Source organism: Bacillus sp. SRI_025 (assembly GCF_057592095.1).
In genome coordinates this window covers 372,868-388,361 of sequence record NZ_JBYEGB010000003.1, presented here as the reverse complement: position 1 = coordinate 388,361, position 15,494 = coordinate 372,868, and the positions used below count along the sequence as shown (strand labels likewise).

General features: G+C 41.9%; 13 protein-coding genes. 11 read left to right on the top strand and 2 right to left on the bottom strand.

Translation table 11 applies throughout. The annotated features are described in order from the left end of the window. Positions 1-182 precede the first annotated feature (182 nt). Genes AC20OE_RS11660 through AC20OE_RS11650 form a run of 3 tightly spaced genes read left to right on the top strand, consistent with a single transcriptional unit; the run spans position 183 to position 2,897 of the window. Positions 183-923 (top strand): ABC transporter ATP-binding protein, encoded by a 741-nt coding sequence (locus AC20OE_RS11660; RefSeq protein ID WP_047202605.1) that lies wholly within the window; start codon positions 183-185, stop codon positions 921-923. Beyond that, positions 916-2,136 (top strand): ABC transporter permease, encoded by a 1,221-nt coding sequence (locus AC20OE_RS11655; protein WP_487268874.1) that lies wholly within the window; start codon positions 916-918, stop codon positions 2,134-2,136. The genes AC20OE_RS11660 and AC20OE_RS11655 overlap by 8 nt, the downstream gene beginning before the upstream one ends. A gap of 53 nt (positions 2,137-2,189) precedes the next feature. After that, positions 2,190-2,897 (top strand): EcsC family protein, encoded by a 708-nt coding sequence (locus AC20OE_RS11650; protein WP_487268873.1) that lies wholly within the window; start codon positions 2,190-2,192, stop codon positions 2,895-2,897. 232 nt (positions 2,898-3,129) lie between these two features. Here the strand turns inward: AC20OE_RS11650 and AC20OE_RS11645 are convergent, their stop codons facing one another. Beyond that, entirely contained in the window at positions 3,130-4,317 is a 1,188-nt protein-coding gene (locus AC20OE_RS11645) for a M20 family metallopeptidase (RefSeq protein WP_099663107.1), read from the bottom strand. Between the two features lie 283 nt (positions 4,318-4,600). Here AC20OE_RS11645 and AC20OE_RS11640 point away from each other — a divergent pair, with 283 nt between their 5' ends. Beyond that, positions 4,601-4,753, top strand: coding sequence for a hypothetical protein (locus AC20OE_RS11640; protein ID WP_228285951.1), 153 nt, complete (start codon positions 4,601-4,603; stop codon positions 4,751-4,753). 64 nt (positions 4,754-4,817) lie between these two features. Here AC20OE_RS11640 and AC20OE_RS11635 read toward each other — a convergent pair whose 3' ends face one another. Continuing rightward, positions 4,818-5,303: an antibiotic biosynthesis monooxygenase family protein gene (locus AC20OE_RS11635; protein WP_487268872.1), complete on the bottom strand. Its 486-nt coding sequence runs from the start codon at positions 5,301-5,303 to the stop codon at positions 4,818-4,820. A 127-nt stretch (positions 5,304-5,430) separates the two neighbouring features. Here AC20OE_RS11635 and AC20OE_RS11630 point away from each other — a divergent pair, with 127 nt between their 5' ends. The 7 genes from AC20OE_RS11630 to AC20OE_RS11600 all read left to right on the top strand — a co-directional run bounded on the left by AC20OE_RS11630 (position 5,431) and on the right by AC20OE_RS11600 (position 15,475). Beyond that, positions 5,431-7,566 carry a transglycosylase domain-containing protein gene (locus AC20OE_RS11630; RefSeq protein WP_212043306.1) on the top strand — a complete coding sequence of 712 codons (2,136 nt, stop codon included), beginning with the start codon at positions 5,431-5,433 and terminating at the stop codon, positions 7,564-7,566. Positions 7,567-7,690: 124 nt separating this feature from the next. Continuing rightward, complete coding sequence (gene hemE / locus AC20OE_RS11625; RefSeq protein ID WP_039177601.1) at positions 7,691-8,749, top strand: uroporphyrinogen decarboxylase; 1,059 nt, start codon at positions 7,691-7,693, stop codon at positions 8,747-8,749. Between the two features lie 32 nt (positions 8,750-8,781). Continuing rightward, entirely contained in the window at positions 8,782-9,720 is a 939-nt protein-coding gene (hemH, locus tag AC20OE_RS11620; RefSeq protein ID WP_024426557.1) for a ferrochelatase, read from the top strand. A gap of 22 nt (positions 9,721-9,742) precedes the next feature. After that, positions 9,743-11,155, top strand: coding sequence for a protoporphyrinogen oxidase (gene hemY, locus AC20OE_RS11615; RefSeq protein ID WP_039177605.1), 1,413 nt, complete (start codon positions 9,743-9,745; stop codon positions 11,153-11,155). 173 nt (positions 11,156-11,328) lie between these two features. Continuing rightward, positions 11,329-11,907, top strand: a complete 579-nt coding sequence (locus AC20OE_RS11610; protein ID WP_059376290.1) for a TetR/AcrR family transcriptional regulator — start codon at positions 11,329-11,331, stop codon at positions 11,905-11,907. A gap of 64 nt (positions 11,908-11,971) precedes the next feature. Then, complete coding sequence (locus AC20OE_RS11605) at positions 11,972-14,281, top strand: YhgE/Pip domain-containing protein (RefSeq protein WP_059376286.1); 2,310 nt, start codon at positions 11,972-11,974, stop codon at positions 14,279-14,281. Between the two features lie 144 nt (positions 14,282-14,425). Beyond that, positions 14,426-15,475, top strand: coding sequence for a M42 family metallopeptidase (locus AC20OE_RS11600; protein WP_039177610.1), 1,050 nt, complete (start codon positions 14,426-14,428; stop codon positions 15,473-15,475). Positions 15,476-15,494: the final 19 nt, after the last annotated feature.

The following is a 15,494-nucleotide window of genomic DNA, read 5'->3' as shown; positions in this document are numbered from 1 at the left end:
TGCGGTTCTTTGCCTTTAACAAACACCTCATTTACTTATTGGTCATCAAGTTCATTTCTTCTACATACATTATGATGACCATAGCGCCTATTTTTTATTCATGACTCGTCTATAGGTAAACATTTCAAATTATCATTCGTTTTTGTTACTATAAAGGAAAAAAGAAAGAAAGGAACGAATTCATGTCCCTTCTCACTGTAAAAGATGTAACGGGTGGATATACGAAGAATCCCGTTCTAAAAAATATTTCATTTGAATTAGAAAGAAATCAAATCGTTGGTCTCATTGGTTTAAACGGGGCGGGAAAAAGTACAACCATCCGCCATATTATCGGGCTTATGAAACCGCATAAAGGTGTCATTGAATTGAATGGACGAACCCTTCAAGACGACCAAGAGGCGTATCGTTCACAATTTACATTTATTCCTGAGACACCTGTTTTATATGAAGAATTAACGTTAAAAGAGCATTTAGAGCTGACAGCGATGGCTTACGGTCTATCGAAGGAACAATTAGACGAACGGCTGCCGTCGTTGCTGAAAGAATTTCGAATGGAGAAACGGCTGAAATGGTTCCCTGCTCATTTTTCAAAAGGAATGAAGCAGAAGGTCATGATTATGTGTGCATTCCTTGTGGAACCAGAGCTGTATATCATCGATGAACCGTTTTTAGGGCTTGATCCTCTTGCGATCAATGCACTGCTTGAACGGATGAATGCTGCGAAGAAAAGCGGTGCTAGTGTCCTGATGTCAACGCATATTTTAGCGACAGCTGAGCGCTATTGTGATTCCTTTATTATTTTGCACGAAGGGGAAATCAGAGCGAAAGGAACACTGGCAGAGCTGAGAGAACAGTTCAATATGAGAGATGCGACACTCGATGATCTTTATCTGGAATTAACAAAGGAAGAAAACTATGAGTAAAACAACGCTTACTATTTGGAAATCAAGATTAGAGGAACACATACAAGAAACAAGAAAATACTTAAAATACATGTTCAACGATCATCTTGTCATTGTGCTCATTTTTTTCCTTGCAGGCGGAGCAAGCTGGTACAGCGGCTGGCTCAGACAGATTCCGGCTCACTTCCCATCCTACTGGATGATGGCAGTTGTTTTCTCATTAGTACTTACAAGCTCATACGTACGTACGTTGATTAAAGAAGCCGATCTTGTGTTTTTGCTTCCTTTAGAAGGAAAGATGGAGCCTTACTTAAAACAAGCTTTTAACTTTAGCTTCATTTCTCAGCTGTTTCCTCTCATTGCTGTATCCATTGTCGCACTTCCGCTTTATTCGGCAGTGTCTTCAGGAGGCATCACGGGGTATGTGCTGATACTGGCGCAAATGATTTTGATAAAGGGTTTGAATACAGCCATTCAATGGAGAATGACTTATTTTCAAGGAAAACATGTGAGATGGCTCGATGCAGCCCTTCGTTTTCTATTAAATATGATGTTGATCTACACCGTCTTACAGGCAGCCTATGTGATTGCAATCGTTTTTTATCTTATCTACGGTGTCTATCTCGTCTACTTAACAAATGCAGTGAAAAAACAGCCTTTTCAATGGGAACTGCATATTTCTGATGAATTAAAACGGAAGCAGCGCTTTTATCGTTTGGCAAACTTATTCACCGATGTGCCTCACTTAAAGAAACAGGTGAAAAGAAGAGCATACATGGACTGGATGTTGAAGTTTGTTCCTTACGATCAGCGTAAAACTTTTTCTTATATGTATGTGAGGGCGTTTGTACGCTCAAATGACTATTTTGGTCTGGTGTTTAGATTAACGGCCGTGTTTGTCCTGATTATTTTGTATACAGGTGCAGCAGGCTGGGTGGGTGCGTTGCTTGTCTTGTTCACAGTATTTATCACAGGTGTACAGCTTGTGCCTTTAACGAAGCACTTTGCTCATCTTTCATTACAGGCACTTTATCCAGTTTCTCAAAAAGAAAAGGATCGAAGCTTTTTTGTTCTCGTCCGTAATGTGCTCATCATCCAATCGATATTGCTGAGCTGTGCAGTACTTCCAGCAGGAGGCTGGCAGGGAAGCGGACTTGCCCTTCTCATTTCTGTAGCGTTTGTGCTTGTCCTCTTTAAGCCTTACGTACAAAGTAGGTTAAAAAAGATGAGATAAGTGGAGATATGTTTTTTACAACGCGCGTATGATGACATCTAGGAGGGGACCGGATGAATGCAGCTGAACGGGAGTTGTATGAAGAAGCCATTCTTTTTCAAACACGTTTTTTAAGAAAACCTTCAAAGATCGAACGGTTTTCAAAAGCAGTTCAGCAGCAGGTGAACCGCCGAATTCCTGCCAGGTTTCATCAAGTCATCACAAGTGCAGTCAAAACAATGGTTGAATCCACCGTATCAGGATCACACTTCACTTCATTTTCAGTGATTGATGAACAATTATCTCTTGTAGAACGAAATGAACTGGCAAAGGATAAAGTGAAGTATTACCAAAAGGCGGCTGCCGTCGAAGGGATTGGAACAGGTGCAGGCGGTTTATTCCTCGGAATGGCAGACTTTCCGCTGCTGCTGAGCATAAAGATGAAATGCCTTTATGAGCTGGCGTGTATTTACGGCTTTGATTTATCTCAAAAGGAAGAAAGACTCTTTTTGCTCTGTATATTTCAACTCGCTTTTTCCAGCAGTGCACATCGTCAAAAAATGATGAAGATCATAGATGATTGGGAAACGAGCCGAGAGGAAATGGATTGGTACAGCTTTCAGCAGGAGTATCGAGATTACATTGATCTTGTGAAGCTGTTTCAATTAATGCCGGTCGTCGGAGCCGCTGTTGGCGGCGTGGCAAATCATCAGCTGACAGGACAGCTCGGAGAGGTCGCACGCCATGTGTTTCATTTACGGATATTGAAAGATATGAAATAGAAAAGCCGCTGAGGACAGGGGCTTCAGATTGTTGACAAAGGGCTAAAATAATTTTTATTTTAGCCCTTTGTCTTCTTTTCAGCACAGCGTGATAGAAAAAACCTTTTCAGTCTAGGAAGGACGAGCAGCGGAACGGAGCGAATTGGACATTCGTGAGCACCGGAGCGCAGACCTGAAACCGAATGCGAGGGTTTGTCTACACGCTGAAACCGCTGAGGACAGCGGCTTTTTTTTATTCATTGTAGGAAAGAACGGCGTTAGCGAGTACCTTTGCTGCGACAGGCATTGCTTTTTCGTTGATATCGAACTTTGGATGATGATGTGGATACACATCCTGGCTGTTTTCCGGCATGGCGCCTGTGTAGAAGAAGGTGCCAGGGACATGCTGAAGGTAGTAAGCAAAGTCTTCTCCGCCCATTTGGGTTTCCGCTTCTTTTACTTCTGTTACACCTTCCGTCTGTTCTGCGACGTCCGCAATATATTCAGTAGGCTTCGGGTGGTTTTTGACAGCTGGATATCCTCTCACATATTCATATGTGTAGGAAGCATCATGCATCTGGCACACCCCTTTTACCACCTGTTCAATTTCTCGTTCGATGATATGCCGTGCACTTTCTTCAAAGGATCGTGCAGTACCAGTTAAAACAGCTGAATCTGCAATGACATTAAAGGCATTCTCTGCGACAAAACCTCCAACAGACACTACAGCAGAATCAATCGGATTGACTTTACGGGCAACGACTTGCTGCAGGTTTGCGACGATTTGTGAACCGATGAGTACGGCATCTTTTGTTAAATGAGGCTGGGCACCGTGTCCGCCTTTCCCTTGGACTTGAATAGAGAAACGATCGGCGGCTGCCATAAAGTTTCCGCTTTTATAAAGAATCGTGCCACAAGGCTCTGAAGACCAAAGGTGCGTACCAAATATCACATCGACACCGTCTAAACAGCCGGCTTCAATCATTGGTTTTGCACCGCCGGGAGCATATTCTTCCGCATGCTGATGAATGAGGACGATCTTTCCTTTTAATTGGTCACGATGTGTATGCAAAACTTTTGCTAATACAAGAAGTGTCGCAGTATGCCCATCGTGACCGCACGCATGCATCACTCCAGGTTTTGTTGATTTGTAAGGTACATCTTTTTCATCGTGGATGGGAAGTGCATCAAAATCAGCTCTGAGGGCAATGGTTGGCCCCGGAGAAGCTCCTTCGATAAAAGCGAGTACGCCATGACCGCCCACCTGAGTACGCGTAGGGATTTGTAATGTATCATAGTAGCTGGCGATGAAAGCGGCTGTTTCTTCTTCCTGAAAAGAAAGTTCAGGATTCATATGGAGATGGCGTCTAATTTCAACCATTTCCTCATAATGTTCATCAAGACGTTCATTGATGCTTTTCTGTAAAGTGGATATTGTCATTGAATCGAAAACCTCCTTCATGCTCTTTTACTGATTGTATGGTAATTGTTAGAATCTTTCAACAGAAGAGGATTTCGTGGTCAGTATCAAAAGGTCATTTTGCATAAAAGTCGAAGTTGATATGAAGCAGGGAAAGGGAGGAGTAGCGTTGGGAAGCTGTCCAAATTGTTCAAAAACATTTTCTTTCGTCGAAAAGTTTCATTTATCACATACGAAAATGATGATGTGTCCAAGCTGCCGGCATCAAATCAAAGAAACGTTTGTCTCAAAAATGAGTTTTTTCATGATCTGTTTGATTCCGCTATTGGTGCTGCTCGTTCAATTGAAAGGTGCTTCACCTATGTTGAAATGGCCGGTCTTATTGGGTTGGATATTGCTGAATTTCTATGTGCTTCAGCCGATCATTCATCGGTACGAGCTGAAATCAAGCTCATAAAATGAAGAGCCCAGCGATTGGGCTTTTTTTCATGAAAAAAAGAAGTGCTGAGAGCAGCACTTCCTTAATTGTCTGTGACGGCATGGTAGGATGTGAGGTAAGCCGGACGAGAGAAAATGGAGCCTGTATCCTCGTGTGGCTGAAAGAATGCTTCTGATTCTTGAAAGTCTTGAAATAAGTCCTCTGATTCCCAAAGTGTCAAAATCAAATAAACTTCTTCATCTTTTTGAGGTCTTAAAACGCGAATAGCTTGGAAGCCGCGCTGATGTTCTGAGATGTTCGTCTTTTTCTGAAAGGTGGATTCAAAGAGTGCTCTGCTTTCAAGCTTAACAGGGATATGATTCAAGGTGACGAAACCAGATTGGACAAGCTCGCCTTTCGCATAAATCACATCATAGGCATGAGGGGCTTTAAATACAGTCTCACCCTCCGTTTCATGAAAAAGAGCTGCTTGTTCTTTCCCGACCATATAAAGCAGATTTTCCAGATGGTGTTTTTTTGAGATTTTATGCAAAAAATCTGCTGTTCCATATGTAATATAGAAATTCATCTAAACCGCCTCCTGCTTGATAGTATAACAAAAGAATGATATATAATTCTTTGGCAGTCAATCCATAAAACATATTATGAAGCAATACATCCCATACTATCCGTATAAAGGAATGAGGTGACCTAATTTGAAGAAAAAGAAGATAATCATTCCATTAGTCATTGCAGGAAGTACAATCGTACTCTCATTTATTGGCTATCTGACGATTTTATTTTTAGGACATTATGTCATAGATGAAAAGAAGCTTGTTTTTCACGCTTCCTCCAAAATCATTGACCAGAATGGAAAAGAACTCACAAGCATGTATTCAGAAAATCGGGACCCTGTGTCGTTAAAAGAGGTGCCCGATAAAGTAGCAAAAGCCTTTGTGGCTGTCGAGGACAAGCGTTTTTATGAGCATCACGGAATTGATGCACAGTCTATTTCAAGGGCGGTTTATCGAGATATATTAGCAGGAGGAAAGGTAGAGGGCGGCAGTACAATTACTCAGCAGCTCGCAAAAAATATTTTTCTCACAAATGACAAAACCTTTCTTCGAAAAACGAAAGAAGTCATTATTGCCATTAATTTAGAAAGAGATTATTCCAAGGATAAGCTGCTTGAAATGTATTTGAATCAGCTTTACTTCGGCCATGGTGTTTATGGTATTCAGGCAGCAGCCAATTATTACTTTAGTAAGGATGTCAAAGATTTAACGGTCAGCGAAGGTGCTACTCTCGCTGCGATGCCAAAGGCACCATCTACTTATTCGCCTGTTCTACACCCTGATAAAAATAAACAAAGGCGGGACACCATCCTGAATTTAATGAACGAACAAGGATATTTGTCTTCAACAGAAACGGTAGAAGCAAAAGGGAGAACACTAGGCATTCATTTAAAAAAGAAATCAGAAACACCTTGGGTGGACAGCTATGTTGATCTCATCATAAAAGAAGCAGAATCAGAGTATGCCATTTCACATGAACAATTGCTTCAAGGCGGCTATACCATTAAAGTACCGATTGATATGAATCTGCAAAAAACTGCATATGATGCGATGAAGAACAACCGTTATTTCCCGGGAAAAAGCGGTTCTCCGGAAGGCAGCGCCGTATTTATTGATAACCAGTCTGGTGGAGTGAAAGCAGCCATTGGAGGACGAGAATATCAGGCGAGAGGCTATAACAGGGTGACAGCTGTTAGGCAGCCGGGATCTGTTTTTAAGCCGATCGCGGTGTACGGTCCGGCAATGCAGGAGAAAAAATTCAGACCTTATTCGCTGCTTGAAGACAAAGAAAAAAGCTATGACGGCTACTCACCTAAGAATTACGATGGGCAGTATGAGGGCCGGGTCACAATGATGGAAGCCCTCATGAAAAGTAAAAATACCGCTGCTGTGTGGACGTTAAGCCAGCTGGGCATTGATACGTCGAAGTCATATCTCGAGAAAATGGGGATAGATATCTCTGATAAAGGCTTAGCTATTGCGCTTGGCGGTTTAGAAAAAGGAGTTTCGCCATTACAGATCGCTGGAGCCTTCCATACATTTGCCAATGAAGGCGTATATAAAAAGCCTTTCTTTATTCAAAAGATCACCAATGATGAAGGAGAAACTGTAGAAAAGAATCGTGGTAAGCAAGAACGAGTGTTTAGCGTGCAGAATGCATGGAACATGACAAGAATGCTTCAGCAAGTTGTCAAAGGCGGGACAGCCCAGAGCGGTTCATACGCTGGAGATTTAGCTGGTAAAACAGGGACGACCACATATTCGGGTGTGAAAGGTGCAACAAAGGATGCTTGGTTTGCCGGTTATACGCCTAGTACAACGGGTGCGATTTGGATGGGGTATGACAAAACCGATAACAGCCACTATTTAACTGGGGGCAGTCAATACCCAGTGCAGCTGTTTAAAGATATTTTAACAGCAGCTCAAATCACCAATGAAACGTTTGAAAAACCAGAGGGAATAAAAGAGCTTCAATCTCCTATCCATTTAGAGGGAGTATCAGGATTTGAAGCCCGCTATGCGTTTAAAATCAAAGGATTATTTACATTAGAGCTGTCTTGGGACAAGCAGGAGGATAAACGCGTTGAATACCGCATCTATGAAAAGAGAAATGGAGGCGAGACGCTGATCGACACAGTGACAGGCGTGGGCAGTTATACAATGCCGTATGCCAATGTATTTTCAAACGCAGAGTATAAAGTTGTTCCATATAATACCCAAACACAAGAAGAAGGCGAAGGCAGTGCGTATGTCAAGCCAGAGTCTTTTGGACGTTAATATTCGGCGATTTTTTGAACATTGAGCCGCTTTAGTATACCGTGCCTTGAAAACGCGGTATAGTAAAAGCAGTGTTTGAGCCTTATGCAAAGAGAGTGTAAGGCGAAAGGTGGAATGAAAGGTAATGGGAAAAACGAAGGTTTTTAATGACACGTTCTTAAAGGCGTGTAAAGGGGAAAAAACAGACCATGTACCAGTTTGGTATATGAGACAGGCAGGACGCTCACAGCCTGAATATCGTGCCCTTAAAGAAAAATACGGGCTATTTGAAATTACGCATCAGCCAGAGTTATGTGCTTATGTAACAAGACTTCCTGTAGAACAATATGGTGTAGATGCTGCTATTTTATATAAAGATATTATGACCCCGCTTCCGGCTATTGGAGTGGACGTAGAAATTAAAAATGGAATTGGACCTGTGATTGATGCACCGATTCGATCTAAAGCAGATATCGAACGTCTTGGGGAACTTCATCCTGAAGAAGACCTGCCATATGTGCTTGATACCATTCAGCTTTTAACGAAGGAGCAGCTGAATGTTCCACTTATCGGTTTTGCTGGCGCACCATTTACGATGGCAAGCTATATGATTGAAGGCGGTCCATCTAAAAATTATCATAAAACAAAGGCGCTGATGTACAGTGATCCTGAGGCGTGGATGCTGCTCATGAACAAGTTAGCTGATATGACGATCACGTACATACGCGCGCAGGTAAAAGCCGGGGTCAGTGCATTTCAAATTTTCGACTCATGGGTTGGCGCTTTAAATGCAGCAGATTACCGGACATTCATTAAGCCTGTCATGCAGCGAATTTTCACAGAGCTGAAGTCTGAAAATGTCCCAATGATCATGTATGGAGTTGGTGCAAGCCATCTAGCGAAAGACTGGCACGATCTGCCGCTTGATGTGGTTGGACTGGATTGGCGTATGAGTGTAGATGAAGCGAGAAAAGAAGGGCTCACAAAAACGTTACAGGGGAACCTTGATCCAACCATCTTACTTGCTCCTTGGGAAGTCATTGAAGAAAGAGCAAAAGATATTTTAGATCAAGGAATGAAATCAGATCACTTTATCTTTAACTTAGGTCATGGGGTATTTCCTGATGTTTCACCAGATACGTTAAAGAAGCTGACAGATTTTATTCACGATTATTCAGCGAAATATAAAAAATCATCCATCTAAACTATTTCAAATGATCTGAAGGAGTGTTGGTTGTGGAGAAAAAGAAAATGGGACTTCTTGTCATGGCATATGGCACCCCATATAAAGAAGAAGATATTGAACGTTATTATACACATATCCGCAGAGGCAGAAAACCGGAGCCAGAGATGCTGCAAGATTTGAAGGATCGCTACAAGGCAATCGGCGGTATATCTCCTTTATCAAAAATTACAGAACAGCAGGCAAATGGTTTGTGTGATCATTTGAACGACATCCAAGACGACATTGAATTTCATGTCTACATTGGCTTAAAGCATATTGAACCATTCATTGAGGATGCAGTTGCAGAGATGCACAAAGACGGCATCACAGAAGCAGTGAGTATTGTTCTTGCCCCGCATTTTTCAACCTTTAGCGTGAAATCGTATAACAAGCGTGCACAAGATGAGGCAGACAAGCTTGGCAATCTGAAGATTACGTCTGTGGAAAGCTGGTACGATGAGCCGAAGTTTGTGGACTATTGGGTGAAACAAGTGAAGGATACGTATGCATCGATGAGTGAAGAGGAAAGAGAATCAGCCGTACTCATTGTGTCTGCACACAGTCTTCCTGAAAAAATTATTGCAGCAGGAGATCCATATCCTGATCAGCTCGCACAATCTGCCAAAATGATTGCAGAAGGTGCAGGAATTGAACATTATGAAATTGGCTGGCAAAGTGAAGGCAACACGCCTGATCCATGGCTTGGACCAGATGTTCAAGACTTAACACGGGATCTATTCGAACAAAAAGGCTATAAAACGTTCGTATATGTGCCTGTTGGGTTTGTCGCTGACCATCTTGAAGTGTTATACGACAACGATTATGAATGTAAAGTCGTGACAGATGAAATCGGTGCAGCCTACTATCGTCCAGAAATGCCAAATGCGAAACCAGCATTTATTGATGCTCTCGCAACTGTCGTATTAAAGAAGCTTGACGAAAGCAAGTAATTATATAAAAGAAGGCGATCCTATGCATGACAATCAAAAACACCTTGTCATCATTGGCGGTGGCATCACTGGTTTAGCCGCCGCCTTCTATTTGGAAAAGGAAGTCGAAGAAAAAGGTCTTCCCATTCAAATATCTCTTATTGAAGCGAGCCCTAGGCTAGGTGGAAAAATACAAACATTATATAAAGACGGGTACATCATTGAACGTGGACCTGATTCATTTTTAGAAAGAAAGGTCAGTGGACCGCAGCTGGCGAAGGATGTTGGTCTCGCGGATCAGCTCGTCAATAATGAAACAGGGCAAGCATATGTACTAGTAAATGAAACCCTTCACCCGATGCCAAAAGGCGCTGTCATGGGTATTCCAACTCAAATCAGCCCATTCATCACAACCGGTCTTTTTTCAGTTGCAGGAAAAGCGAGAGCCGCAATGGATTTCGTACTGCCAAAAAGCAAGCAGACAGAAGATCAGTCGCTCGGTGAATTTTTTAGAAGACGTGTCGGTGATGAAGTAGTTGAGAATTTAATCGAACCTCTTCTATCAGGCATTTATGCAGGTGACATTGACCGCCTCAGCTTAATGTCCACCTTCCCGCAGTTTTATCAAACAGAACAAAAGCATCGCAGTTTGATTCTTGGGATGAAAAAATCACAGCAGCATGCGAAAGCGCAGCAAGTGACAGCGAAAAAACAAGGGCAGTTCCAAACGATCAATCAAGGACTGCAAGCGCTTGTTGAAGCAGTAGAAAGCAAGCTCAAGCTGACAACGGTTTATAAAGGGACAAAAGTGAAGCAGATTGAAAAAACTGATGGGGGCTATGGAGTGCAATTAGACAGCGGTCAAACGCTTTTTGCCGATTCAGCCATTGTGACAACTCCGCATCAATCGATCTATTCCATGTTTCCAAAAGAAGCGGGACTTGAGTACTTGCATGATATGACATCTACTTCTGTTGCAACAGTTGCACTCGGTTTTAAAGAAGAGGATGTTCATAATGAATATGACGGCACTGGTTTTGTCATCTCAAGAAACAGTGATTTCTCTATTACAGCCTGTACGTGGACGAACAAAAAATGGCCGCATACAGCTCCTAAAGGAAAAACGCTATTGCGTGCTTATGTAGGGAAGGCTGGCGACGAATCAATTGTCGAACAGTCAGACCATCAAATCGTCAGCATTGTGCTGGAGGATTTGAAGAAAATTATGGATATTAAAGCAGATCCAGAACTGACGACAGTGACTCGTTGGAAGACGAGCATGCCGCAGTATCACGTCGGTCATCAGAAAGCCATTTCGAACATGCGAGAAACGTTTAAGCAATCATATCCTGGTGTTTATATCACAGGTGCTGCTTTTGAAGGTGTCGGAATCCCTGATTGTATTGATCAAGGAAAAGCGGCCATTTCAGAGGCTGTATCTTATCTATTTTCATAAAACAAACTCCCTTTTCTACCAAGGAAAGGGAGTTTTTCGTGTTCGAATAATTCAAAAAGAGTTGTGAATCATAAAAGTGAACAAAGTTGTTGCATCCGGAGAAAAGGATGTGGTATATTACTTTCTGTACTTAATGACCAAAACGTTCAAATAGTCATTTTGGGAGTGAGATCATGAGTGTTGATAGGAGACAAATGATTTTAGACGGGGCTACGAAGGCATTTACTCAATTTGGGTATAAAGCCACCACAATGGATCTTGTGGCGAAGCTGGCCAACGTCGGAAAAGGAACCATTTATACCTTTTTCAAAAACAAAGAAGAGCTGTTCGATGAAATTTTCACATCCCTTTTAATAGAGATGAAGAAAATTGCGGATGAAGCAATGGATGAGGAGAAAAGTTTCTCTGAAAACCTTCATTTAGCACTCTTTGCAATATTGGAATTTCGAAAAAACCACCAGCTCACAATCAAAATCTTTCAGGAAAATGCGGAGCTTGGCACATCAGCGGTCAAGGAAATGATTGAGAAGATGGAGCAAATGATCATTCGCTATGTTAAAACGAAAGTAAAAGAAGCGATTGATAAAGGCGATATTAAGCCATGTGATCCTGAATTGACTGCATTTGTGATGGTGAAACTATATATTGCACTTATTTTTGATTGGGAAAAGCGATACGAGCCTTTAACAAAAGAAGAGGTGGCCGAGTCGCTGGAGCTTTATGTACTCAAAGGACTTTTAGCCGCAACATAATTTTTTTTAAGTTCAAATGACCAAATTCTAAATTTAGTCATTCATCTATGGGAGGAAAACAGCAATGAATTTAATTCGGAATCAATGGAAAGACATTGTGACGAGCAAAAAACTACTGATCCCGATTTTCGCTGTGTTATTTATTCCGCTGATTTACAGTGGCGTATTTTTAAAAGCGTACTGGGATCCATATGGTACAGTCGATCAATTGCCTGTAGCAGTGGTCAACTTGGACGAAGGCAGTCATTATGACGGGAAAACACTGCATGTCGGCGATGATTTAGTGAAGGAATTAAAGAAAAACGATAATTTCAAATGGAATTTTGTCGACAGTGAAGAAAAGGCAGTGAAGGGATTAAATAACGAGGATTATTATCTCGTCGTGGAAATACCAAAGGATTTCTCGAAAAATGCAAGTACAGTCCTTGATAAACATCCAAAAAAATCGAATCTGAAATATTATACGAATCCAGGCGCCAACTATGCGGCGTCACAAATTGCGAATAATGCCATTATCAAATTAAAAGATTCGGTTTCAAAGGAAGTCACAAAAAATTACGCAGAGGTCATTTTTGATAACTTCAAAACGATTGCAAAAGGCTTAGATCAAGCAAGCGATGGTGCGAAGAAAATTGATGACGGAACAAAAAGTGCAAAAGATGGCAGTAACAAGTTAAAAGACAATTTAGCAAAATTGGCTGAAGGAACGTTAACCTATAGCGAAGGTGTTCATCAGTTTGCTGGTAAAATGGGTGAACTGAACACAGGGATACAATCTCTTGACAGCGGACTTGGCCAGCTCTTAACAGGCTATCAAACCATCGATCAGAAATTTGGAGAGCTTGGTTCAGGAATTGATACATTGACTGAAGGGTTAAACACAAGCCGGGAAGGCCATCAGCAGCTCGCTTCTAAAATGCCGCAATTCACAGCGGGCATTGAGCAGCTAAACAACAAAGCACAATCCTTTTCAGAAAAAATTGAAGCAGTAGAAAAAGTCTTGTCATCACCAGAATTAGCGAATCTTGAAAAGATGGCGCCTAAACTCGATCAGGTGAAAAAAGACGCAAAAACGTTTAGTACAAAACTTGCTTCATTAAAAGAAGCGTTATCGAATCGAGATGCTAAAGTAAAAAGCATTATCCAAAACAGCTCAATGACAGATGAAGAGAAAAAGGCGGCAATGGATCAGCTTGACAGTCTGCCTAAAATCGAACTCCCTGATCTGTCTGGACTTGAACAAAGCTTAGCGGCCTTGCAGGAACTGCCTGATGCAAGTGAGGTTCAATCTGCGGTTGCTTCTGCAAAAGCTCAGCTGCAGCAAGTCAAACAGCTGCCACAGAAAACAGAACAGCTGTACACATCTACAGTCGCGATACAAAATGCGATTGATCAAATGACATCTGGTACGAATAAATTGTATCAAGGTGCACTGAAGCTTCAAACAGGTCAAGGCCAATTACAAGATGGTCTACAGACAGCAAATGGAAAGCTTGATACAGCGAAAAGTGGTGCAGATAAGCTTGCAAATGGTTCAAGCCAGCTAAGCGCAGCGTTAAATAAGCTGGAAAGTGGTTCAACGAATATCCAAAGCAACACATCTAAGCTTGCTGAAGGCTCAAAATCACTCGATAAAGGATTGGGAGATTTAAAGAGCGGAACAGGTAAGCTGTCCGATAAATTAAAAAGCGCCGCTGATGAAACAGGAGAAATTGATGCGGGTCAAGACAATTACAATATGATTGCGAGTCCCGTGAAAACAGAAAATGATACAGCGAAAAAGATTGATAATTATGGTACAGGACTCACACCTTATATTTTATCGATGGGACTCTTTGTAGGGGCTCTCATGCTCACCGTTGTCTTCCCAATGAAAGACCCTGCTGGACGCCCTAGAAATGCGTTTGAATGGTTTTTCAGCAAATATAGTGTGCTCTTTTTTGTCGGTATCCTGCAAGCAGTTATTGCAAGCTCCTTGCTCATCTTTGGGCTCGGTCTTGAGGTGGAAAGCCTCTGGCGCTTCTATCTCTTTGCGATTATCGTCAGTCTGACATTCTTAGCGATCATTCAGCTGCTGGCGACAACAATGGGGAACCCAGGACGCTTCATTGCTGTTATCATCTTGGTTCTTCAGCTCGCAGCAAGTGCTGGTACATTCCCGCTTGAGCTTGTGCCGAAATTCTTCCAAGTCATTCACAGTCTGCTTCCAATGACGTATACAATCAACGGATTTAGAACGATCATTGCAAGCGGTGATGACAGCTATTTATGGCACCAAGCAGCGATCCTTGGTACAGTTGCGATCATCATGATGGCGGCAACAACAGCATACTTTGCTTGGAACGTAAGAAAAATGAAACAGGACGAAGTTTAATCCATGAATCCTTTCTCTTTAATAGAGGAAGGATTTTTCATTTGAAATTAGACATCTCGAACCTGAAGCGATATATTTTAAGAAGAGATGCTGAAAAAGGCATACATGGAAGGAATTGCTTTCAGACAAAGGAGGAAATGCCGAATGACTACTGAAGTAAATGAAACCGTTCAGCTGATTCAAAAGCTTGTATCAATCCCAAGTCCATCAGGAAATACAGAAAAAGTGATCGGCTTTGTTGAACGTTTTTTACAAGATTTGAACATTGAGACAAAACGAAATCGAAAAGGCGGATTAATTGCCACCATTAAAGGAACAGATGACAAAGAACATCGCATGCTGACAGCGCATGTCGATACGCTCGGTGCGATGGTTAAGGAAATTAAATCAAATGGACGGCTTCGTCTAGCACTTATTGGAGGCTTTCAGTATAACTCAATTGAAGGCGAATATTGTGAAATTGAAACAGCATCAGGCCATACATACACAGGGACCATTCTTATGCATCAAACATCCGTGCACGTCTATGCGGATGCTGGAAAAGCGAAACGAAACCAAGAAAATATGGAGATTCGTCTCGATGAAAAGGTGAAAGATGCAGACGATGTCAAAGCACTTGGCATTCAAGTAGGGGACTTTATCTCATTTGATCCGAGAGTGGAAGTGACGTCTTCAGGTTTTATTAAATCAAGACATCTGGATGATAAGGCAAGTGTGGCGCTACTTTTGCGGCTCATCCACAGAATTCAAAAGGAAAATATCACATTGCCGCATACGACGCACTTCTTAATTTCTAATAATGAAGAAATTGGCTACGGCGGGAACTCGAATATTCCAGAAGAAACGGTGGAATATCTAGCTGTAGATATGGGCGCGATTGGTGACGGTCAGTCAACAGATGAATACAGTGTATCGATTTGTGTAAAGGATTCGAGCGGCCCTTATCACTATGGATTACGCAAGCATTTAGCTGCATTAGCAGAAGAGCACAACATTGATTACCGCCTTGATATTTACCCTTATTACGGCTCTGATGCATCAGCAGCCATTAGAGCAGGGCATGATATCATTCATGGACTGATTGGTCCTGGTATAGATTCCTCGCATGCCTTTGAAAGAACACATGAAGATTCACTTGTCCATACTGCAGATCTTCTTTATCACTATGTTCAATCACCATTAATCACAGCATAAAAAAAGAACCCCGATAGAT